The organism is Clostridium thermobutyricum DSM 4928 (assembly GCF_002050515.1).
Classification (GTDB): Bacteria; Bacillota; Clostridia; order Clostridiales; family Clostridiaceae; genus Clostridium; species Clostridium thermobutyricum.
This window is the reverse complement of sequence record NZ_LTAY01000111.1, coordinates 47,755-69,171: the sequence shown is the minus strand read 5'-3', so window position 1 is coordinate 69,171 and position 21,417 is coordinate 47,755. Positions and strand designations below refer to the sequence as shown.

Below are 21,417 nucleotides of genomic sequence, written 5' to 3'. Positions count from 1 at the left end.
AAAATGAGATTTTGCTCACTTTATAGTGGAAGTAGTGGGAATAGTATTTTTATAGGTAATGAAAATAACCAAATAATAATAGATGCTGGAATGCCAGGAAAAAAGATAGACGAAGCATTAAAAAAAATAGGTCAAAATCCTAAAGAGTTAAAAGGGATATTTATAACTCATGAGCATTCTGATCATATAAAAGGAGCAGGAATTGTCTCAAGAAAGTATGATATTCCTATATATGCTAATGACAAAACATGGGAAGCTATGGAAAAATCATTAGGAAAAATAAAAGAACATAATATAAAAATTATGGATAAGAGAAGTACTGTAACAATAGGGGATTTAGAAGTTAAATCTTTTAATATCCCTCATGATGCTATAGCACCTGTTGGATACACTATAAAAAGTGGAGATAAATGTGCAAGTATAGCTACAGATTTCGGAACTTTTACAGAAGAAATAAAAGATAATATAAAAGATTCAGACATTATATTATTAGAGAGTAATCATGATGTTAATATGCTTAAATTTGGACCATATCCATATAATCTAAAAAGAAGAATACTTAGTGAAATAGGTCATTTATCAAATGAAGATTGTGGAGAAGCATTAGTTCAACTTATAAAGTATGGGTTAGGAAAAGAAGTGTTCTTAGGTCATTTAAGTGGAACTAATAATCATCCAGATTTAGCTTATCAAACAGTTATTACAACTTTACAAGAACAAGGCATAAAGCTAGGTGAGGACGTTAAGTTATATATGGCCAATAGACATGAACCTAGTAAATTAATAAATTTATAAAAAAGTGAGGGTACTAAAATGAGTTTATACACAGATTGGACTGACATGGTAGTTGAATATGTAAAAACTAAAGGAGAAGCAGCTTTCTGGCAAGAATATGGTGCAATTGAAAAAGCTATATACAAAGATTTATTAGGAAAACACACAGAAGTTAAAAAGACTACAATTGCAGAATTATCAAAAGAATATAATACAACAAATGAATTCATTATGGGATTTGTTGATGGTATAAATGATAGTTTAAAAAATTCATATGACTTAGAAACAGTTGATGTTAATACTGAATTAGTACTTGATATGGATTTTGAAAAATTATACTACAATATGTTAGATGCTAAAGCTGATTATCTATATACTTTAAAACAATGGGATTCTATATTCTCAGTAGAAAAAAGAAAAGAGATAACAACTGAATATAGAAAAGCAGGAACAGTAGTTAATGAAGAAAAAATCGGAAGAAATGATCCATGTCCATGTGGAAGTGGAAAGAAATATAAAAAGTGTTGCGGAAAATAATACTTTAATATAAGGAAAGCTCATAATATAATTATGGGCTTTTTTACTATATAATTATGGAAAAATTTCCTATATAAAGAAGTTTAAATAAATACTTAGGAGGTATTATGTATGGACAAAAATGTGAATTGGGTAAATGAAAAGAAAATAGAAAGAACAATAAAAGCTTTAGAAAATAATAATATGAATGGTTATTTAATAGAGTCAAGAGAAGCTTTAATAAAAAAAATAGAAGAGTTAGTTAATGAAGGTTCTGTTGTTTCTTGTGGAGGATCAATGACACTTGCAGAAGCAGGGATAATGGAACACTTAAGAAGTGGAAGATATGAATTTTTAGATAGAGCAAAACCAGGACTTACACCAGAAGATATAAAGCAAATATATAGAGATACATTTTCAGCAGATGCATTCTTTACAAGTACTAATGCAATAACAGAAGATGGTGAATTATATAATGTAGATGGAAATGGAAATAGAATAGCTGCAATGCTTTATGGACCAGATAAAGTAATAGTTATATGTGGAATAAATAAAATAGTTAAAAATCTTGATGAAGCAATAAAAAGAAATAGATTAATGTCAGCACCAGCTAATGCAAAAAGATTAGATAGAAAAACTCCATGTGCAAAAGTTGGATATTGCATGGATTGTAAAAGTCCAGAAAGAATATGTAAAGAATATTCTGTAATAAAAAGACAAAACTTTAAAGATAGAATACATGTATTATTCTTAAATGAAAACTTAGGATATTAATTGGAGGAATAATGAACATAACACTAATTACAGTAGGAAAACTAAAAGAAAAATATTTAAAACAAGCAATAGATGAATATTCAAAAAGATTAAGTAGATATTGTAAATTGGAAATAATAGAATTAAATGATGAAAAAACTCCAGATAATGCTTCAGAGAAAGAAGAACAACTTATAAAAGAAAAAGAAGGAAAACAAATTTTAAGCAAAATAAAAGAAAATGCTTTTGTAATAGCAATGGATTTGGGCGGAAAAAATCTTACATCAGAAGAATTTTCAAAATTTATAGAGCAAAATGGAGTAATGGGTAACTCTAATATAGTATTTTTAATTGGAGGAAGTCTTGGACTTTCAGATGAAGTTAAAAAGAGAGCAAATTATAAACTTTGCTTTTCAAAGATGACATTTCCACATCAATTATTTAGAGTTATGCTACTTGAACAGATCTATAGAGGATTTAGGATAATGAAGAATGAACCGTACCATAAATAAATGAGGTTTTGGATAGAATTGGATATATAAATGGACGATAGGTGTGCTTTAATTTTTGCAATGAAACTTACAAAAATCTAAAGTTTGAATTTTTGTTGGGTATTTTAATTTTATTTATAGATTCTTCATTTTTCACTACTTGAGAAAATTAGAATTTGTTTTTCAGAATCTGTAGCATTGAAAAAATTTTTAAAATTATATATACTATAATTATACTAAAATATAAGCATAAAAAATATAAATGTAAAGGTGTTGTAAATATGCGCAAAGAGGTAATTTTTAATTAAATTAACTGAATAAGGATTATTTTTAAAAGTATATGAAAAATCTTGAATAACTCAAGGTTTATTTGTGGTAGAATCAATTATTGATAATATTGATATTACCATGTTTATTTGTGTACTCTAAAAATAATTAGTATTATAATGAGCATGTTACATCTTTATTTGCAGGATAGGAAAACCGTGTTCTAAACACGGTATTTTTATGTCTATTTTTGCTATATATAGATATGGTATAAGATTTTAATTTGAATAGCTTAATCATAAGTTATATAATTAAAGTTCTATATTTTATGTTTATATTTAGGTTATATGATTATGAGGCTGTAAGTGAATTATGTTCATTTACAGCTTTTTTTGTTTAAGGAGATTATTTTGATGATTTATATATTTAAATATGAAGATTATGAAAAACAAACAAATTTTTTAAGAAATACTAGGATGGTGATGATTAATGGTTAATAAACTTTCAGCATATAAAACTTATTTATTATTTTCAGCTATTACAGCAATGTGTTTTTCGTTAGTAGCTACAGTTATGATAGTGTATCACATTGAAATAGTTCATTTAAATCCACTTCAGCTTATACTTGTTGGAACTACTTTGGAATTAGCATGCTTTATATTTGAAATTCCTACAGGTATAGTTGCAGATGTGTATAGTCGTAAACTATCTATTGTTATTGGGGGAGTTTTAACAGGAGTGGGATTTATTTTAGAAGGTTCTATTTCTAGTTTTGTTTTCGTACTTGTAGCACAGATTGTATGGGGATTAGGGTCTACTTTTATCAGTGGCTCGCTTGAAGCTTGGATTGCGGAAGAAGAGAAGAATAAAGATTTAGATGAAATTTATATAAAGGGAGCACAAGCAGGGCAGATAGGAGCATTTATTGGAATAGTACTAAGCACTGTAATAGCTAATTTCTCTGTAAGGCTTCCTATTATAGTTAGTGGAGTTTTATTTATAATTCTTGCATTATTTTTATGGTTATATATGCCAGAAAATAATTTTAAACCATCTGCTCCTGGGGATTTAAATACATTCAAAAAGATGGTATATACATTTAAATCTGGTCTTAAATTTGTAAAAAGTAAATCTATAATTATGATTTTACTTGCAGTAACTTTATTTTATGGATTATCAAGTGAAGGTTATGATAGACTTTCTAATGCGCATTTTTTACAAGATACTACACTTCCTAAACTTGGAAACCTTAGTTCAGTGACTTGGTTTGGAATTTTTGGAATTTTAGGAATGATATTGAGCTTCATAGTAATGCATTTTATGGCAAAGAATCTTAAGAATGAGGATAATAGGAAAAATGGAAAACTATTATTATGCATAAATATACTTTATATATCGTCTATGTTGATATTTGCTCTTACAAGAAACTTTAGTTTAATGTTAATAGCTTATTTGGCAACAAATACCTTTAGAATTATAAATGAACCTATATTCAGTGCGTGGTTAAATGGGCATATAGATGATAATTCTAGAGCTACTGTGCTTTCTATAAATGGACAAATGAATTCCTTAGGTCAAATTTTAGGTGGACCGATTATAGGAATCATAGCTACAAATATTTCAGTAAGTATTGGTATAGTATGTACTTCATTATTAGTAGCACCAGTATTAGTGTTATATATTATTTCTATGATAATGGATAAAAAAATATCATGAATATAAGGGATTAAAAATGAAGATAATTTGATTGAACAATACAAGAAGGTTCGTAAATTTTTTGTAGAAATCTTCAAAAACACTTTTAAATTACAATATTAGAATTAGGTTAATTACTGTATTAAAAGATAAATTAAATATATATTATTAACTTAGAAAAACAAACTTTTACTTGTATTTATGTATACAAGTAAAAGTTTTTTACTTTCTTAGAAGGGAGAAATTTATAATGAAAAAGGTTTATTTAAAAAATCAATTAAAAGGATATCCTATAGAAGTAATCAGTAATGTTTTAGACGTCATTAATGTATTAGGTGAAAATTATGGAGCTAATAGAGATATAGAGAAAGATTTAGGAGGATATATAGTTATAGCAGAAAATATCGTTGTTATCGAAATGTTAAAGAAAGATAAGTTACAAGGTTTAATACCAGAATATACTGATATTATTGAATGTAAGGAAGGAGTTAATTGGACTTCTTCCTTATTTTTGCTTTCAAGTGATTATGCAATTGTAGTAGTAACAACAGAAGAACTTTCTAAGTTCCTATTAGAATAAATGGAGGTTAATTTAATGTGAGTAAGAATATAAAAGAGGATAAGATAATCAAGGAAACTAAGTATTGTAAGATAATAAATCAAGGAAAAGTTGGAGATGATGAATATACATATACAATAGAAAAGATATATATCAAGGAACTAAAAAGGAATGAAATAAGATTCTGTGTATATAAATCTACTAGAAGAGGTGATGAGACTTATATTCCAAGAAGTCTTGATGTAACTGAATTAGAGTTAATGGAGTTAATAAAGAAGTCCATTAAAGAGAAAGTATTTTCAGATGAATTCATAGAAATGTTGAAGCAAGAATTAAAATAGCTACTTAATTACAAGAAAAGTAATTAGGTAGCTTTAATTATTTTTAGGAGGATTAAGATGTTTAAGAAAGAGAGCAGATATATAACAAGAGGAGCTAATGAAAAGTTAGATTTAAGATTACAACTTATACTTTGGAGTATGATTGATAAGTTGAATGAAGAGGGAAAGGAATTAGACTACTTACAAGTTTTCAAAGTAAGAAAATGTAAAGAAGGAATTGTAATTGAACATAGTCAAGAAGTTCCAGAGTATAAAGAAAAGTATGTTATAGATTTAGAAAATATAGAGGTTAATGGAAACATAAAAGTTTTCGTAATAGATGATAATGAATACTCAACTATGATGTTAGCAGAAGAATATTAGGAGGTAATAAGATGAAAGAACTAAGTAAAGAAAAGTCTTTTGAGTATAGTTCTAAGGAACTACTTGGAGTAATGCGTTTTGATTTCTATGATGGAGGGCTTGCTAATCAATGGAATCCTAGAGATTTAATAATTGAATTAAATGATAAAAAGGAAATAGATTTAAAGAAGCTACAACAAGAACTTAACTACATTCAATTTGATTTAATAAAGAGTTTTGATACTGTAGTAAGGTTCTGTAATGGTAGAGGATATGATAATGAAACATTAGTCTACATAGATTTAGAAGTTGCTAAGTATGTAATCAAATTAGTTCCTGTAAGAGATAGTTACTCATATATTTATACATATTTAAAGGAGGTGAAATAGATGGATATTATAACTGTAATAAAAGTAGTTGGTACTATATTAACAGTTGTTGCTACTTCAATAGAAGCAGTAAATAATAAGTAAAAATATAAGATAAGTTAAAAAAGCTATATGATGATAGAGAGAAATTGAGCAAAAAGCAACAAAAACATATCAGAAAACAGAGATTTTTTAGATAGTGAAGAAAAGTAGCCATTAGATTAAAAAAGCTCAAAAAAGAGCTAAATAAGTTGCTTTTAAATTGAATAAGTAGATAATAGAAAAGTTTTAGGTCACTAATTTTACTTAAAAATAAAAAAATGAAAAAGATAAAACATATAAATAATGGAACTTGGAAAGAGGGAACTCGGAACTCTAAAGGAGTGACGGGGGGATAGGGGGGCTAAAGCCTTAATAAAAAAATAAATAAAAATAAAAAAATATAATCAGAATAGAGAGAAAAAAAGAATAAAAAATAAATAATAAATATATACAATTAATAATAATTAAATTATATATAATACCAATAAATAAAATTAAAAGAGTTAATGTTTCTATATTTTAGGAGCATTAACTTTTTTTATATTAAATTTAAAATTAATTTTCAGTAAGTTTTTAATGATTTTTTCAATGAATTATTCGCATGAATAATCATTTTAAAGTAGCTATTATTTTTTATGGGAGGTGAAGTTAATATATGGATATTCAAAAAGAGCATTTTAATGGAGTGTATTCTACTATTTTTGAACATATGGGTGAAAAAGTTACAAGAGAAATACATAGTGTATTTGGAGGTCAACAATTTAATTTTCCTAAGAAATTATACTCTAAAGAATATGTAATTAAATATTTACAAGAGAATTACAATGGTAAAAATGTAAGAAAATTAGCTAAAGAATTAGATTATTCAGAGAGATGGGTTCAATCAATAATAAATAGAAATAATATTAAATTTAGATAAAAATATTTAAAGATTGATAAATTTCGACAAAAAATAAAATTAAAATATAGTAATATTGTATTAAATGAAATTGCTGGAATGAGGGAGGTAGTTTAATGAATGTTTTTGATGCTGGAGGATTAACAGCGTTAATTGCACTTATATTTACATTAATATTAGGAACAGGGTTTTTTATTCTAATTAATAATATTTTTGAGATATGGTATTTAGGATTTGGAGCAATGGTTGGTGAGTGGCTTCTATGTTGTGCTGTAGGTGCTTTCATAGTTAATTGGATGAGTGGATTAATTGGAGGAATATTTACAGTATTATGGATTTTGATAAAACTAGCTATAGTTATAGCAGTTTTATTTCTAATAGGTTCTTTTATTTATTCTAAAATTAAAGGGGAGAAATAATTTAATAAAGGGGGAGATAAGTATATGAATAAGAAAAATAAGTCTATAATAATAGGATTAGTTGTTCTTATACTGTTATTTATAGTAGGAATTATAGGTAAAAGAATCAATGAAGAAAATGCAGTAATAAAGAAAGCCGAAGTAGCTATTAATAATGGTGATTATGATAATGCAAGGGATATATTATATACTGTTGTTGATGGAAATAATAAAAAAATAGATAAATTATGGAATGTGGTTGTTAGTTACCAAAAGGCTCAAAGTTCAGGAGTAGATTCTGGATTGAAATATCTTAATGAAATTGATAGCAGTTATAAAAAATATGATAGATTAAAAGATGATGTAGAAAATCTAAAAAAAGAATTGTTAAATGTTAAAAAAATAAGAAAAGAATTTTTAGTAAAAATAGAAGAGGTTAAAAGCTTAATTGAAAAAGGAGAATATGAACAAGCAGAAGAATTAAGTAAAGAAACATCAGAATGGCAATATATAGAACAAGCAGATATAAATACTATGTATGACTTACACGTAAAAGCTAGTGAATTGTTATCTAATCAAAGAAAAGATAATTATGCTAAAGAAGAGGCTGAAAGAAAAGAAAAAGAAGCTTTAGAAAAAGAGAAACAAAATAAGTTGAAGATTGAAACAGACGAGAATAACTTTTCAAAAACAGTAGCACAAGAAATGTTAGATAAAATGAATGCTGATAATGGAAATACACGTAATTTCTATGAGCTATCATCAGATTTAAATATAGATGAAACTGGTAAAAAGTATTTTGATGTTGTAGCTAAAGATAAGGATTGGATAAAGTTTGATGATAATACAATATTAGCGAAATATAGATTGTATTCTAATGGAGAGTTAGTAGAAATACAACAATAAAAAAAAAAGAGGGTTGAACCTCTTTTTTTTTTACAAAAATGAGAAATATCAAGTAAAACTGCGAAATTAAAAGTTGGAAGAGAATTTCCAATAGTATATTTAAGGATTATTTTAAATAATAAATACAAAAAAGTAATAAATTAGGAGGTTTTTAAGCGAGGAAGTCTAGGAGGAAAAAAGATAAAAAATTTTAAGCCTAGACTTCCTAGACAGGATAAAAATTTAAAAAAAGTAAATTAAAGTTAAAAAATAAAATTCATAATTTATTGGAAATAGCTGAAAATGGCTTGAAATAGCCAAAAATGATTTTGGCGTTTTTGGTTTGTTTAGTGTATCATAACAAACGTAGAAGCGATTCATTACCTTACTTAATAAAAATAAGTGAGGAGAAAATGTATGTTAGAAGATGAAAAAATCATAGAGTGTGAAGAAATGGGAATAGAGTTTTCAAAGAAAACTGGAAAGGTAAAATCCTTCAATCCTAATAAATTTGCCACTTTTACAGCTAAAAAATTACAAATTATCTATAATAAAGATTCATTTTATGTATATAACGATGGTATATGGAATAAGATTTCTGATATGTACTTATTTCAGAAATTAAGAGGTAAGCTACAAACTTATTCGGATAATATATGGTCTTTGAAAAATGAAAAGGAATACATAGGAGCTTTAAAAAGAATAGTATTTTTTGAAGAGGAACTTAACTCTAACAAAAGATATATAAATCTTAGAAATGGTATGTTTGATTTAAACACATATAGCTTAATGGAACATAGACCTGAGTTCTACAGTAGTATTAGAATACCTGTTGATTACAATGAAGAAGCTGAATGTCCTAATTTCATTAGATTTCTTAATCAATGTTTTAATGGTGATGAAGAAGCTATAAATCTTGCACAAGAATGGGTTGGGTATATTTTAACAGCAGAAACAAGAGCACAAAAAGCACTAATCTTATACGGTCTAGGAAAAAATGGTAAAGGAATTTTCATTGATATCATTAGTGAACTTATTGGTCAAGAAAATATTTCAAGTATACCAATGAATGAACTTAGTAGACCATTTTCTAGAGTATGTATATATGGAAAGTTAGCTAACATTAGCAACGAGAACGAGTTTAATGGGGCTTCTCTTAATACTCAATATTTTAAGGCTATAGTTGGTGAAGACATAATAACTGCTGAACAGAAAAATCAACCTGTAATTCAGTTTAAGCCTACTGCTAGAATGGTATTTTCAACAAATAATCTACCTCATACAAATGATGGAGGTTATGCGTTTATGAGAAGATTATGTATGCTTCATTTCAAAAATGTAGTTAAAGAAGAAGATAGAGATTTCTATTTAAGAGAAAAACTAAAAGAAGAACTTAATGGAATATTTAATTGGGCTTTAGTAGGTCTAAGGAGATTAAAAGAAAATAATTTTAGATTTTCTGAATGTAACAGTTCCAATAAATTACTTAAACAGTATGAAATGGAACTTAATCCGATGATACTATTCTTTGAGCAATGCGTTGAAAAAGAACATAGTGACCATAGAGAAGATAATAGAATAATCTACAATACATACAAAAGCTGGGCTAGAGCTAATGGAATGGAAGGACAAGCTAAAATAAGTGTTCAAAAGTTCTGGAGGAAATTTGATGCTTATGCTAAGTCATTAGGATATGAATGTGAAAGTAAGAAATCAAATTCATTTAGATACCATACTGGAGTAAAAATAGTTGGATGTTTTAGGATTTCATTAGATGATTCTAGAATATTTGGACAACTAGGTGGCTAATTGGTGGCTAAGATAAAATGCTGAAATTTAGATGTACCAACAACTAGGGCTAAAGGACTAAGAAAATTCATGAAATATCAAAAAGAAGATGTTTCATGAATAATAAACTGAAAGAAGGTGGTAACATATGCGTCCATACGTCCTAGACTACATAAATCAATAGAATAGACTTGAGACTAAGAGACTGAGAAAAGGACTGAGTGAGTCCTAAAAGTGAGGTAATGAATAAATCAAGTAATAAGCAAAAGGAGATTAAAAAATGGCAGTAGTAAAAAGATGGTCAAAACCGAAGGTTAAATATGAAAATATGAGAGAAGAATATGAAAACAAAGAAACAATAGAAGAAACAGTAGAAGAAATTGAAGAAGTAACCCAAGAACAACAGTACAATTTAGAAAACTTTAAGGCTTCTAAGTCTAAACAGAAAAGTGTAATAAAAATCAATCAAGGAGTAGCTACTATAATAAATACTGAAAAAAGTGGTAAAAGGATTGTCTTTTCAAATAATGTCATGGAGGAGTTAGGTAATCCACCTAAAATACTAATTTCATGTTCAGATAATGCAATTGCTGTAGGAGAAAGATTACCAGACAATCAAAACTTTTTAAGTATAAAATACTCTAAAACAAAAGGGACTATATATTCTGCTGGTATAGTAAATGAGCTAACCGAAATGTATCAATTAGATTTTAGCAACAGAACTTCAATTACATTTTCAGAAGTTAATTATACTACATACGAAAATTATAAAGTAGCGATAATAACTATAGATTAAGTGGAAGGTAATAACATATGAATGAATTAACAATAGACGATATAGTTGAAGCAATAACAGAGATACTAAGCCTATACATAATAGCTTCAAAAATAGATGGGGTAGAAGAAAATTAGAAAATCTACTAATCATTGAACTTATATAGTTCGGTGCTTAGTGAAATTAAATGATTTAGGAGGAGTACATAATGGAGAGCAATAGAAAAATAGAAAAGATAAGATTAGAAGATTCAATAATTCAAATATGTGAGAATAGGACAAGCATAAAAGAACAAGAAGAAATAATGAATAGTGAATGGTTCATAAATTGGATTAAAGAAAATAATCAATAAAAAATAATCAATAAGTAAGCAGAAAATAGAAAAATAAAAGGAGAGATAAATATGGCAATCATAAAGAAAGATGGAGTAAGTGTAAAAATAGAAGAAGGATATAAGAAATGTAAAATAGTAAGCTGTGAATTTAATGACAAAAAGATTGTTAAGGGTAAAGTTTTTGAGCAAGGATATATAACTTTTGAAATAGAGAATGGAACATCAATAAAACAATACATGCTTATAGCCCCTTGGACTACATACTTATTTTATAAATTAATTAAAGCTATTAAAGGAAGTGATTTTAATGTATATGATGAGTATGAAAAATTTAATATGAATGAATTAATAGGTGCTGAAGTTGTAATAGAATTAAAAATTGAAATTAAAAATGGTGGAGAATATATGAATGTTACTAATGTTTATAATATCGAAGATGGTGAAATTATTATAGAACATGACAGAAAGTTAAAAGAAGAGAGATATTCAGAAATGGAGAAAAACAACATGATGAGCATGGAGTACATAAATAACAAGGTAGATTTGCTTTAATCAGAATAGAGCTTTAAAAATTAATAAAGATTTAGAAGTTATCCTATAGTGGGTAACTTCTAAATAATCTAATTCTTAAATGATATAAAAATAAAAGTTAAGTATATATTATAAATTTGATTAGAGATTAGGAGGAGTTCTATGGGATTTAAGAAATTGGTTAATGATATAAAAGTTGAGAAAAGAAGGAAATTAATTGCCATATATTGCCGGGTGAGTACTGAAGAACAATCTGAGAACGGTTACAGTATAGATGAACAAGAAAGATTACTAGAAGAATGGTGTAAGAAGATGGGATATGTAATCTATAAATGCTATTCTGATAGAGGAATAAGTGGAAAAAACATAAAAGATAGACCAGCATTAAAAGAACTTTTAAGTGATGCTAAAGCAGGAAAGTTCGATATGGTTATATCTTGGAAGATAAACCGTGTAAGTAGAAAGTTAGAAGATGTTTTAAAGATTGTAAATCTATTAGAGAAAAACAATATAACATTCAAATCTTATTCAGAACCTTTTGAAACAGATACACCAGCAGGAAGAATGCAATTTCAAATGATGGCTTTAATAGGAGAGTTTGAAAGGGGGACTATTGCACAGAATGTTAAGATGGGGATGATTGCAAAGGCAAAATCTGGAAATTGGTGCGGTGGACGAGTCTTAGGATATGACTTAGTACCTAATAATTCACCAGAAGAAGAAAAAAAGGGAAAAAATAAACTAAAAATAAATGAAAAAGAAGCTGAAATAGTAAGGTTTATTTTTAATGAATATAGCAAAGGAAAAGGATATAAAGCTATAACTAATCAAATAAATAAGTTAGGATATAAAACTAAGAAAGGAAATGATTTTTCAGTAGGAAGTATAAGAGATATACTAACTAATCCAGTATACATAGGAGAAATAAGATATAATGTAAGACAAAATTGGAGTGAAAAAAGAAGAAGAAATATAAATCCTAATCCAATAAGAGTTAAAGGAAAGCATGAAGCTATTATAGATAGAGAGCTATGGGATAAAGTTCAATTAATTTTAGAAAGCAAGAAAGGAAAGCCTTCAAGAATATATGATGGAGAATATCCATTAACAGGGATATTAAGATGTCCTAAGTGTGGAGCTGGCATGGTGATTTCTAGGACAACCAATACATTAGCAGATGGTAGTAAAAAGAGAATAGCTTATTACTGTTGTGGTAATTGGAAGAATAAAGGAACTTCAGTATGTAATAGTAATACAATAAGAGTAGATAAAGCTAATGAATATGTGTTTAAAAAGATTGAAGAATTAGTATCTAATGAAGCAATGATTAAAGCAGTTGTTAAAAATATTAATAAGGAAAGAAAAGATAAAGTTAAACCAGCTAAAAGATTGTTAGGTGACATAGATAAAGAGCTAGAAAAACTGGACAAAAGAAAACGAAAAATCTTTGAAGCATATGAGGATGACATTTTAACTAAAGAGGAGTTTCAAACTAGAAAGAATGAACTAAATGAGAAAATCAGAATTTTAGAAGAAGAAAAGAAGCCGTTACTAAACACAATTTCTGAGGAGGTAAGTGAAGAGATACCATATGAGTTCATTAAAGATATACTTATGAATTTCAGTAAGATATTAAATAGTAGTGTAAGTAGAGAGCAACAGAAAAAGTTACTACATATGATAATATCTGAAATAACGATGAATGAATCAAGAGAAATAGAATCAATAAAACTTAATATAAATGATAAGCTAGTTGAATATCTAGTAAAAGAAGGAGGAGTACCTATTAAAGGTATTCCTTCTTCTTTTATGTTAATAAATGTTGGATTGAAGGTATTGAATTTAGATGTTGTTATATAGATTATTATTCAATTAGCATTAATATAGTATAATTATATTAATACTAATTATTTTGAGGAGTGTATTGTAGAATGAAAGATGAGATGATTGAATTTTTGATAGAATCAGGTTCAGAGATAACTGGAGCAACTACTGGTGCAGTCATTGGCGGAGTTGTTGCTGGACCAGCAGGAGCTATGCTTGGGATAGCAGGAGGAAAAGCTGTAGAAAAAGTATTTTCAAAGCTAGGTTCAGAAATAAAGAATAGGGTATTATCAAAAAGAGAGAATAATAAAATAGGAGCAACAGCTACATATGCGTTAGAGAAAATAGATGAAAATATAAAAAGTGGTAAGAAGTTAAGAGATGATGGATTTTTTGAGAATGATGATACTAATAGGTCAACAGCTGATGAAATTGTAGAGGGTATAATGTTTTCAGCTCAAAGAGAACATGAAGAAAAAAAGCTAAAGTATTATGGTAATTTAGTAGCTAATATTGCATTTGATAAAACTATAAGTAGGGAACAAGCTAATCAATTAATTAATATATCAAAGAGGTTAACTTATAGACAAATAAAATTAATAAATTTATTTGCTATAAATCAGCAGTTACCAATTCAGATATTAAGAAAAGAAGACTATACGAATGGTGGAGTAAGTGGATGTACTTTGATATCTGTATTACAGGATACACTTGAATTGTATAATATTGGGCTAGTTGGTGGAAATGGTAGTGTTATTTTAGAAATGCCATATATAGCGCCAGCTGATATTAGAGTTCAAGGTATGGGAGCTATGTTATATAATTTAATGGAGTTATCAAAGATGCCGTATACAGAATTAGAAGATTTAATAGAGGTACTAAAATAGAAAAAAAACCTCACTTAATACTGATACGGAGAACCTTACCATAAATAAATGCGGTTTATAGCCTTAGGTGTTGAAATAACATACCTAAGGCTATTTTTATAAGTGAAAATACTGTATCATAAGTAATATATAAACCATCTATCTTATAGTTAATACCATTTATCATAATAATGTATTCAAGGGATAAATAACTATATATACTAATGATAGTAAGGAGGTGCAAAGTGAAAGTAAAAGTAAATATAGATAAAAAACTAGATGAGATTTTTATAGACATATATACACCAAGTGAAGATGAAAAATTAAAGTCTATATTAGATAATTTACGAATGAAAAAAACTGTACTAAATGGTTATATAGAAGAAAAAACATATTTATTAAATATTAATGATATATATTCAATTTATGCAGAAAATAAAAAAGTATATGCACACACAAAAGATAGAATATATAGAGTTAAGCATAGATTATATGAATTGGAAGAAATTCTTGATAAAAATAGATTTGTACGCATTTCTAATTCAGCTATCATAAATATTTATAAAATAGAAAATTTAGAAGCTACTATTAATGGCATGATAACGATTAATTTTAAAAATGGGAAAAAAGAATATATATCAAGAAGATATTTGAAAAAGGTAAAAAAGATATTAGATATATGAGGTGAGTTAGATGATAAAAATAATATTTAAAAAGGGATTAGTAGGTGCAATACTAAGTTTAGTTGCTATTATTAGTATGATGTTAGGAGTATTAGTTATGGCAGGAATAAACCAAATAACAATACAAATAAGTGAAATTATAAAATATACATTTATAATTATGGGAGCGGGATTTATTATTTCATCTAGTACAATAATTTTTAGTGTGAAAAATATGTCTTTATTAGCAAAAGGAGTTATACATTTAATAATTACTTTATTAATTTTAAAGGGTAGTATTATGTATTTAGGGATATTAAATGAAGATTATTTGCTACAAGCAATATTTATTTCATTATATATTATAGTTTCAGCTATTTGTTTAACTTTTATTATTAGTGAAAATAAAACAGATGTTAAAATGATAAATGAAAGGCTTAAAGTTATTCAGAAGATAAAAGATTAGAACAATATAAAAAATAGTACTTTCCAATTGCGATATGGGGTTACTATTTTTTTTAGATTTTTTCTATAAGTAACACTATAAACGTTAGTAATGCTATTAAGAATATACCTGATGTAAATAGTAACATTAAATCATCGTCATCTCCTTCATAAGAAAGGTGAGTGATACCAGTAGCACACATTCAAGTGTTAAATATCTAAGAATAATTAATGACTCAAGAAGTTTAACAAGTATATAAAATACTGGAACTACAAATGACCAATATACTAAAATATAGTTTCTGTTAGAATATCGAAGATTCTAATAGACTTATTAATAAAGTTTTATAAGAGTAGAGTTAAATCTACTCTTTTTATTTACCAAAAAAATTTGTTTATTTCAGTATAAAAAATTATTCTACAACAAATGCATTTATATTATTAAATATACTAGTATACATATTTAAATATTATTATTTATATTTTTTTATTTCATTATAATATTCTTTTGGTGTAACCCCAAATTCTTTTTTAAAAGTACGGAATAAATTATTATAGCTTCCTATTCCACAAATATGAGAAATATCTTTTATAGGCATTCCCTCTTCTATAAGTTTTTTGCATAAATCTAATTTAGTTTTTACTATGTAACGATGTAATGTTAAACCTGTAGTTTTTTTAAATTCTCTTGATATATGAAATTTGCTAACATAAAATTCTTTTTCAAGATGATCAAGAGAAATTTCTTCTGTAATGTGAGTGTTAATATATGAAAAAATATCATCAATTAAAAATGGCTTACTTTTTTTTATTTTTTGTTTTGGTTCTGCATATATACATGACCTTAGTATTAGAACTAAAACTATTGATAACATATTTTTAATATATAGGTTATTAGCAAATTCATGAACTTCTTCTTTTAAGTGCACAAGTTTTTTTAATATATTTTTTATTAGCATAGTAGTTTCTGTATTTGCATCTATTACTGTACATTTAAAAGGAACAGTATTAAAACTTCTAACTAGATCTACTTCTTCATCTGATAATTTATTTAGTAATTCTATTGTTATTGCTAGCTCATATATTATAAGTGATTGCTTTGACTTAGACTCTATATCAATATCATTATTAGGACTTATTAAAATAATATTATCAGTACTACATCTTTGATATTTGTTATCTAATTTTACATAACAATCACCTGAAAATATAAATAATATTTTATAATATTTATTTGATTTAATTTTTTTGCTTGTTATATTATTAAATTTAATTTCACTTACGAAGTAATCTTTTTTATTAATCATTAATCTCCCCTTTCATAACTTACTAGAAAATATATCAATTTTTGTTAATATTATATCAATTTATGAGTATAATTTAATTTTACAATATGAGATAATAAAAATACAAATAAATATTAAAGCTTTTATTAGAGGAATTATTATTTATTTTTATCAATATCAAGGGGTGGAATTTATGCGAAATTTTTCAATGAAAGATAAGATTGGTTATACTTTGGGGGACCTAGGGTGTTGCTGTACCGAACAATTTAGAGCTATGTTTTTAACAGTATTTTACACATTAGTTCTAAAGGTTAATCCTATTCATGTAGGAACAATAATGTTAATAACAAAATTTTGGGATGCTATTAATGACCCTATAATTGGAGCTATTATAGATTCTCGTAAAGCAAAAGCTGGTAAAAAGTTTATACCTTGGATTCGCGCATTCTCAATACCATGTGCAATATTAATGTGTATTGGCTTTTTAAACGTTTCTAATTTAGATTATGGTTTAAAGTTAGCTTATATTTTAATTACTTATGTTCTATATGAAGCTATGTATACTTGTGTAAACGTTCCATTTGGATCATTATCAAGTGTTATGACTGATGACACTAATCATCGTACAGATTTATCAAGATATAGAAGTTTAGGCGGAACTATTTTTATGACTATTATAGTTATTGTTGGTCCACTATTTTTATATAAAGATAATGTACCTGTGCCTTCAAACTTTTTATTATTAGCTATTATTTGCGCCTGTGTAAGCGTTTTCTGTCTACAGATTACATCTGTTTGGTGTAAAGAGCGTGTTGAGCTACCTCATGTAGAAAAGGAAAAATTTAATTACTTTGAAGTATTAAAAAATATCTCAAAAAATAAAGCTTTATTAGGAGTTATAATTGCTAGTTTAGTTGGTATGATATCAGCTAGTGTTGTTAATGGATTAAATACTTATTTATTTAAAGATTATTTTGGTAATGTAAAAATCATGGCTGTGTCAGGAATGCTAAGTACAGTCTATTCAATAATTACATTTGTTGGTACTAAATTTGTTGCTAATAAATTCGGAAAAAAAGAATGGTGTATGTATGGAGCTGGTTTTGCTGTAATAGTATATGGAGTTTTATTCTTCTTCCCAATAAGTAACCCTATAATGTTTATAGTGATCAATGGAGTTTGCTATATAGGGGCTTCTGGCTTCCAAATATTAATTTGGGCTATGGTAAATGACTCAATAGATTATCAAGAGTTACAAACTGGAACTCGTAATGAAAGTATAATTTATTCCACATATTCATTCTTTAGAAAGCTTGCTGCTGCTTTAAGCTCAAGTTTAAGTAGTTTTATGCTTGCATTTATAGGATATAATGTACATGCTTCTACACAAACTGCAGAAGTTGTTTCAAAGCTTTGGAAATCTTATACAGGAATTTATTCTGTAGGATATTTAATAGCAATATTAGCATTATTCTTTATATATCCTTTAGGTAAGAAAAAAACTCAAGAGATGTTAGAAGAGTTATCAATTAAAAGAAAGAATATAGAGAAGAGTTATAAAGTAAAACAAAAAATATAAAGAATACTTAATTTAGGAGAATAATAATGATTAAATTAATAGAAATAAAAAATCGTAAAAATAATACATTAAGAGGTGTAATTACCCTTCCTGATAATATAGAAAATCCTATTATAGTATTAAATCTTCATGGATTTGGAGGAAGTATGTCAGGATATAAATATGCTCATACTCATTTATCAAGAGTTCTTGATTCTAATGGATTTGGGTGTGCTAGATTTGATTTTTATGGTTGTGGTGAAAGTGATGGAGAATTTGAAGAAATGACTTTTACTGGTCTTATAGAAGATACTATTGATATATATAACTGGCTAATTGATTCTAAAATAACAACTTCTGATCGAATCATATTATCTGGTCATAGTATGGGTGGTTATGTAGCTTCATGTGTTGCTCCAAAGATACAACCAATTGCTCTAATTTTGATGAGTCCTGGTGCTGGAATGTGGTATGGCTGTAAAGAGCGTGCAGATGAGCTGAAAAATAAATCAATACAATATGCTAATATGGAAGGTTTAAAATTTAATATTGATTTTAATTATGATTTATATAACTATGAGCCATTTTCTAGTTCTATGGGTTATGACAAAGATGTTCTAATTATAAGAGGGACTGAAGATAAATTAGTTGATAATCGTACTTGTGAGGCTTATTTAAATTGTTATAACAATAATAAGACAACATATATACAAATTGAAGGTGGAGATCATAATTTTGCAAATATAAAAGCTAAAAGTGAATGTGAGGATGCAATTATTAATTTTTGCAAATCAATTAAAAACAAATAAAATTAGGGGGAATTTATATGAAACTTTTAGAATCAATCAATATAGGAAATATTACATTAAAAAATAGAGTTATGTTTCCTCCATTAACTACTGGTTATGAAGGTAGAGATGGGAGTATAACTCCGAAAAGTATTGAATTTTATGAGAGATTAGCAAAAGGTGGGGTTTCATATATAGTAATAGGTGATGTCTCTCCAATTAATGGTTTCTCTCCTACACCAAAATTATATGATGATAGCCAAATAGATGGTTTCAAAAAATTATGTGATTCAATTCATAAATATGGAGCTAAGGTTTCTGTTCAGATATTTCATCCAGAGTATGACTGTGATGAGATAAATAAGATGGTTGCAAGTGGTGATATGCAAGCTGTAAGAGCAAAACTACATCATGATATGCAGCATTTCGTTAATGAGGTTAGCGAAGAAAGTCTAAAAGATATTATAGATAAAATGTGTAATTGTGCAATTCGTGCTCAAAAAGCTGGAGTTGATATTATTCAAATACATGGTGATAGATTAGTAGGTTCATTATGCAGTACTATATTAAATAAAAGAAATGATAAATTTGGTGGTACTTTAGAAAACAGAACAAGATTTGCTCTACAACTTGTAAAAACATTAAAAGAAGCTGTTCCTGATATGCCTATTGATTATAAATTCTCAGTTGTTACACCTAAAAGAGGTAAAGGTGGAATAAGCTTAGATGAAGCACCTATATTTGCTAAATGGTTAGAAGAAGCTGGAGTTGATATGCTTCATGTAGCTCAAGCAAACCATACTGGTAATATGGCAGATACTATTCCTCCAATGGGTGTTCAGCCTTATGGATTCTTTGTTGATATTGCATCTACAATAAAAAAATCAGTAAATATTCCAGTTAGTACAGTTGGAAGAATATTTAATCCTAAAATGGCTGAAAGTATTCTAGAAGCTGATAAAGTAGATATGATTGGACTTGGTAGAATTCTACTTGCAGATCCAGATTGGGTTAATAAAGTAAAAGAGAATAAATTAGAGGATATACGTGAATGTATATGTTGTAATAAGGGATGTACAGATAATATTCAAAATCGTAAATTTTTAAGTTGTGTATTAAATGCTGAAAATGGATATGAAGGAGCTCGAAAAATCACTGAGGCTATAACCAAGAAAAAAGTTATAGTAGTAGGAGGAGGACCAGCAGGACTTGAGGCTGCACGTGTAGCGAGTTTAAAAGGTCATAATGTTACTTTATTTGATGAAAATACATCTTTAGGAGGTCAATTAAATTTAGCTTGTATTCCTCCTAGAAAAAATGAGATTCGTAGAGCTATTAGATTTTTAACTCATTCTGTAATTTCTCAAAATGTAGAATTACGACTTGGAAAAAAAGTAACTCAAGAAGATATATTAACTTTAAATCCAGATGTGGTATTAGTTGCAGTAGGAGCAAGTAATGTTATACCAAATATAGATGGTTATAATAGAAAAATGGTATGTGATTCATGGAAAATCCTGAGTGGTGAACAACAAGTATTTGGTAAGATTGCTGTTATTGGTGGAGGAATGGTAGGATGTGAAGTAGCTGAACTTTTATGTCTTCAAGAAGGAAATAAAGTTTCTATAATTGAAATGGATAATAGTATAGCTAAAGGTGAAAGCAATACAATACTTCCAACTCTAATGGAAAATTTCAAAACAAATAATGTTGAAATTTATACAAATCATAAAGTTAATAAAATAGATAAAGAATATATAATTTGCGAAAATAATAATAATAAAATTAAAATACCTTGTGATTATGTAGTAATGGCAGTTGGTGCTAGACCTAATAGTTTTGATGTTGATAAATTATTAGAAAATAATATTAAAGTTGTTAAAATCGGTGATTGTAAAGATAAAGCAGCAGATATTGAAAATGCAATTAAAACTGCTTATGATGCTGCTAATGAAATATAACCTAAATATATAATATAATCCGCTTTTTCATTAAGTTTTGACTTGCTAAATACTTTTAGCAAGGATAAGTCTGATGGGAAAGTGGATTTTGTTTTTTTAAATTCTCTATTAGTACTTTCTAGTATGTTTATTTTATTAATTTATAAATAGATGTAGTGAGTAGGAGGAATAAGTATATAAAATATTGAGATTTTATATGAAAACTATTCAAATATTGGTTAATTACAACATTTAATGCATATACTACGATTATTAAAATAAGAAATTAGGT

General features: G+C 27.0%; 25 protein-coding genes. 23 read left to right on the top strand and 2 right to left on the bottom strand.

Features of this window, described 5'->3' with window-relative positions; all coding sequences use genetic code 11:
- Positions 1 to 3: 3 nt before the first annotated feature.
- The 20 genes from CLTHE_RS16160 to CLTHE_RS16070 all read left to right on the top strand — a co-directional run bounded on the left by CLTHE_RS16160 (position 4) and on the right by CLTHE_RS16070 (position 15,575).
- Entirely contained in the window at positions 4 to 795 is a 792-nt protein-coding gene (locus CLTHE_RS16160; RefSeq protein ID WP_002599179.1) for an MBL fold metallo-hydrolase, read from the top strand.
- Positions 796 to 813: 18 nt separating this feature from the next.
- A complete protein-coding gene (locus tag CLTHE_RS16155) occupies positions 814 to 1,311 on the top strand; it encodes an SEC-C metal-binding domain-containing protein (protein WP_002599180.1) in 498 nt (165 codons plus the stop codon).
- A 111-nt stretch (positions 1,312 to 1,422) separates the two neighbouring features.
- Complete coding sequence (locus tag CLTHE_RS16150) at positions 1,423 to 2,064, top strand: lactate utilization protein (protein WP_080024281.1); 642 nt, start codon at positions 1,423 to 1,425, stop codon at positions 2,062 to 2,064.
- A gap of 11 nt (positions 2,065 to 2,075) precedes the next feature.
- A complete protein-coding gene (gene rlmH, locus CLTHE_RS16145; RefSeq protein WP_002599182.1) occupies positions 2,076 to 2,555 on the top strand; it encodes a 23S rRNA (pseudouridine(1915)-N(3))-methyltransferase RlmH in 480 nt (159 codons plus the stop codon).
- 735 nt (positions 2,556 to 3,290) lie between these two features.
- Positions 3,291 to 4,517 (top strand): tetracycline efflux MFS transporter TetA(P), encoded by a 1,227-nt coding sequence (gene tetA(P) / locus CLTHE_RS16140; RefSeq protein ID WP_004455690.1) that lies wholly within the window; start codon positions 3,291 to 3,293, stop codon positions 4,515 to 4,517.
- A gap of 229 nt (positions 4,518 to 4,746) precedes the next feature.
- Complete coding sequence (locus CLTHE_RS16135; protein WP_004455704.1) at positions 4,747 to 5,076, top strand: hypothetical protein; 330 nt, start codon at positions 4,747 to 4,749, stop codon at positions 5,074 to 5,076.
- Between the two features lie 17 nt (positions 5,077 to 5,093).
- Positions 5,094 to 5,396, top strand: coding sequence for a hypothetical protein (locus CLTHE_RS16130; RefSeq protein WP_004455733.1), 303 nt, complete (start codon positions 5,094 to 5,096; stop codon positions 5,394 to 5,396).
- Positions 5,397 to 5,453: 57 nt separating this feature from the next.
- A complete protein-coding gene (locus CLTHE_RS16125) occupies positions 5,454 to 5,759 on the top strand; it encodes a DUF960 family protein (RefSeq protein WP_055227689.1) in 306 nt (101 codons plus the stop codon).
- Between the two features lie 11 nt (positions 5,760 to 5,770).
- A complete protein-coding gene (locus CLTHE_RS16120) occupies positions 5,771 to 6,127 on the top strand; it encodes a hypothetical protein (protein ID WP_055227691.1) in 357 nt (118 codons plus the stop codon).
- Positions 6,128 to 6,803: 676 nt separating this feature from the next.
- The gene (locus tag CLTHE_RS16115; protein ID WP_004455721.1) at positions 6,804 to 7,067 is read left to right on the top strand and encodes a Mor transcription activator family protein; all 264 of its coding nucleotides are present in this window, start codon (positions 6,804 to 6,806) and stop codon (positions 7,065 to 7,067) included.
- A 95-nt stretch (positions 7,068 to 7,162) separates the two neighbouring features.
- Positions 7,163 to 7,465: a hypothetical protein gene (locus CLTHE_RS16110; RefSeq protein ID WP_004455678.1), complete on the top strand. Its 303-nt coding sequence runs from the start codon at positions 7,163 to 7,165 to the stop codon at positions 7,463 to 7,465.
- A 24-nt stretch (positions 7,466 to 7,489) separates the two neighbouring features.
- Positions 7,490 to 8,350, top strand: a complete 861-nt coding sequence (locus tag CLTHE_RS16105; protein WP_004455726.1) for a zinc ribbon domain-containing protein — start codon at positions 7,490 to 7,492, stop codon at positions 8,348 to 8,350.
- A 396-nt stretch (positions 8,351 to 8,746) separates the two neighbouring features.
- Positions 8,747 to 10,138, top strand: coding sequence for a DNA primase family protein (locus CLTHE_RS16100; protein ID WP_004455731.1), 1,392 nt, complete (start codon positions 8,747 to 8,749; stop codon positions 10,136 to 10,138).
- A 259-nt stretch (positions 10,139 to 10,397) separates the two neighbouring features.
- Positions 10,398 to 10,913: a hypothetical protein gene (locus tag CLTHE_RS16095; protein ID WP_004455707.1), complete on the top strand. Its 516-nt coding sequence runs from the start codon at positions 10,398 to 10,400 to the stop codon at positions 10,911 to 10,913.
- Positions 10,914 to 11,100: 187 nt separating this feature from the next.
- Entirely contained in the window at positions 11,101 to 11,244 is a 144-nt protein-coding gene (locus CLTHE_RS16840; RefSeq protein WP_004455699.1) for a hypothetical protein, read from the top strand.
- A gap of 51 nt (positions 11,245 to 11,295) precedes the next feature.
- Positions 11,296 to 11,778, top strand: a complete 483-nt coding sequence (locus CLTHE_RS16090; protein ID WP_004455709.1) for a hypothetical protein — start codon at positions 11,296 to 11,298, stop codon at positions 11,776 to 11,778.
- A gap of 141 nt (positions 11,779 to 11,919) precedes the next feature.
- A complete protein-coding gene (locus CLTHE_RS16085) occupies positions 11,920 to 13,617 on the top strand; it encodes a recombinase family protein (protein WP_004455693.1) in 1,698 nt (565 codons plus the stop codon).
- Between the two features lie 71 nt (positions 13,618 to 13,688).
- Entirely contained in the window at positions 13,689 to 14,468 is a 780-nt protein-coding gene (locus tag CLTHE_RS16080; protein ID WP_004455718.1) for a hypothetical protein, read from the top strand.
- 224 nt (positions 14,469 to 14,692) lie between these two features.
- Positions 14,693 to 15,130 (top strand): LytTR family DNA-binding domain-containing protein, encoded by a 438-nt coding sequence (locus CLTHE_RS16075; protein WP_158082756.1) that lies wholly within the window; start codon positions 14,693 to 14,695, stop codon positions 15,128 to 15,130.
- A 10-nt stretch (positions 15,131 to 15,140) separates the two neighbouring features.
- Positions 15,141 to 15,575 carry a DUF3021 family protein gene (locus tag CLTHE_RS16070; RefSeq protein ID WP_080024279.1) on the top strand — a complete coding sequence of 145 codons (435 nt, stop codon included), beginning with the start codon at positions 15,141 to 15,143 and terminating at the stop codon, positions 15,573 to 15,575.
- Between the two features lie 52 nt (positions 15,576 to 15,627).
- On the opposite strand, the gene CLTHE_RS17200 is transcribed toward CLTHE_RS16070, so the two are convergent.
- On the bottom strand, positions 15,628 to 15,702 hold the full coding sequence (locus CLTHE_RS17200) for a putative holin-like toxin (RefSeq protein ID WP_341456371.1): 75 nt from the start codon (positions 15,700 to 15,702) through the stop codon (positions 15,628 to 15,630).
- 324 nt (positions 15,703 to 16,026) lie between these two features.
- Positions 16,027 to 16,860 (bottom strand): helix-turn-helix domain-containing protein, encoded by an 834-nt coding sequence (locus CLTHE_RS16065; protein WP_080024278.1) that lies wholly within the window; start codon positions 16,858 to 16,860, stop codon positions 16,027 to 16,029.
- Positions 16,861 to 17,032: 172 nt separating this feature from the next.
- Between CLTHE_RS16065 and CLTHE_RS16060 the strand changes: the two genes are divergently transcribed.
- Genes CLTHE_RS16060 through bilR form a run of 3 tightly spaced genes read left to right on the top strand, consistent with a single transcriptional unit; the run spans position 17,033 to position 21,146 of the window.
- Positions 17,033 to 18,418, top strand: coding sequence for an MFS transporter (locus tag CLTHE_RS16060; protein ID WP_002599191.1), 1,386 nt, complete (start codon positions 17,033 to 17,035; stop codon positions 18,416 to 18,418).
- A 26-nt stretch (positions 18,419 to 18,444) separates the two neighbouring features.
- Positions 18,445 to 19,206, top strand: coding sequence for an alpha/beta hydrolase (locus CLTHE_RS16055; RefSeq protein ID WP_002599192.1), 762 nt, complete (start codon positions 18,445 to 18,447; stop codon positions 19,204 to 19,206).
- A 17-nt stretch (positions 19,207 to 19,223) separates the two neighbouring features.
- Positions 19,224 to 21,146, top strand: coding sequence for a bilirubin reductase, long form (bilR, locus tag CLTHE_RS16050; protein WP_080024277.1), 1,923 nt, complete (start codon positions 19,224 to 19,226; stop codon positions 21,144 to 21,146).
- The last annotated feature ends 271 nt before the right edge of the window (positions 21,147 to 21,417 follow it).

Excerpts from the sequence above, each read along its gene's own strand:
- CLTHE_RS16070 (WP_080024279.1), top strand. The coding sequence starts at position 15,141 with ATGATAAAAATAATATTTAAAAAGGGATTAGTAGGTGCAATACTAAGT.
- CLTHE_RS16100 (WP_004455731.1), top strand. The coding sequence starts at position 8,747 with ATGTTAGAAGATGAAAAAATCATAGAGTGTGAAGAAATGGGAATAGAG.
- CLTHE_RS16160 (WP_002599179.1), top strand. The coding sequence starts at position 4 with ATGAGATTTTGCTCACTTTATAGTGGAAGTAGTGGGAATAGTATTTTT.
- CLTHE_RS16840 (WP_004455699.1), top strand. The coding sequence starts at position 11,101 with ATGGAGAGCAATAGAAAAATAGAAAAGATAAGATTAGAAGATTCAATA.
- CLTHE_RS16125 (WP_055227689.1), top strand. The coding sequence starts at position 5,454 with ATGTTTAAGAAAGAGAGCAGATATATAACAAGAGGAGCTAATGAAAAG.
- CLTHE_RS16105 (WP_004455726.1), top strand. The coding sequence starts at position 7,490 with ATGAATAAGAAAAATAAGTCTATAATAATAGGATTAGTTGTTCTTATA.
- rlmH (WP_002599182.1), top strand. The coding sequence starts at position 2,076 with ATGAACATAACACTAATTACAGTAGGAAAACTAAAAGAAAAATATTTA.
- CLTHE_RS16110 (WP_004455678.1), top strand. The coding sequence starts at position 7,163 with ATGAATGTTTTTGATGCTGGAGGATTAACAGCGTTAATTGCACTTATA.
- CLTHE_RS16090 (WP_004455709.1), top strand. The coding sequence starts at position 11,296 with ATGGCAATCATAAAGAAAGATGGAGTAAGTGTAAAAATAGAAGAAGGA.
- CLTHE_RS16065 (WP_080024278.1), bottom strand. The coding sequence starts at position 16,860 with ATGATTAATAAAAAAGATTACTTCGTAAGTGAAATTAAATTTAATAAT.
- CLTHE_RS16080 (WP_004455718.1), top strand. The coding sequence starts at position 13,689 with ATGAAAGATGAGATGATTGAATTTTTGATAGAATCAGGTTCAGAGATA.
- CLTHE_RS16115 (WP_004455721.1), top strand. The coding sequence starts at position 6,804 with ATGGATATTCAAAAAGAGCATTTTAATGGAGTGTATTCTACTATTTTT.
- CLTHE_RS16150 (WP_080024281.1), top strand. The coding sequence starts at position 1,423 with ATGGACAAAAATGTGAATTGGGTAAATGAAAAGAAAATAGAAAGAACA.
- CLTHE_RS16085 (WP_004455693.1), top strand. The coding sequence starts at position 11,920 with ATGGGATTTAAGAAATTGGTTAATGATATAAAAGTTGAGAAAAGAAGG.
- CLTHE_RS16155 (WP_002599180.1), top strand. The coding sequence starts at position 814 with ATGAGTTTATACACAGATTGGACTGACATGGTAGTTGAATATGTAAAA.
- CLTHE_RS16095 (WP_004455707.1), top strand. The coding sequence starts at position 10,398 with ATGGCAGTAGTAAAAAGATGGTCAAAACCGAAGGTTAAATATGAAAAT.
- CLTHE_RS16120 (WP_055227691.1), top strand. The coding sequence starts at position 5,771 with ATGAAAGAACTAAGTAAAGAAAAGTCTTTTGAGTATAGTTCTAAGGAA.
- CLTHE_RS16060 (WP_002599191.1), top strand. The coding sequence starts at position 17,033 with ATGCGAAATTTTTCAATGAAAGATAAGATTGGTTATACTTTGGGGGAC.
- CLTHE_RS16055 (WP_002599192.1), top strand. The coding sequence starts at position 18,445 with ATGATTAAATTAATAGAAATAAAAAATCGTAAAAATAATACATTAAGA.
- bilR (WP_080024277.1), top strand. The coding sequence starts at position 19,224 with ATGAAACTTTTAGAATCAATCAATATAGGAAATATTACATTAAAAAAT.
- CLTHE_RS16135 (WP_004455704.1), top strand. The coding sequence starts at position 4,747 with ATGAAAAAGGTTTATTTAAAAAATCAATTAAAAGGATATCCTATAGAA.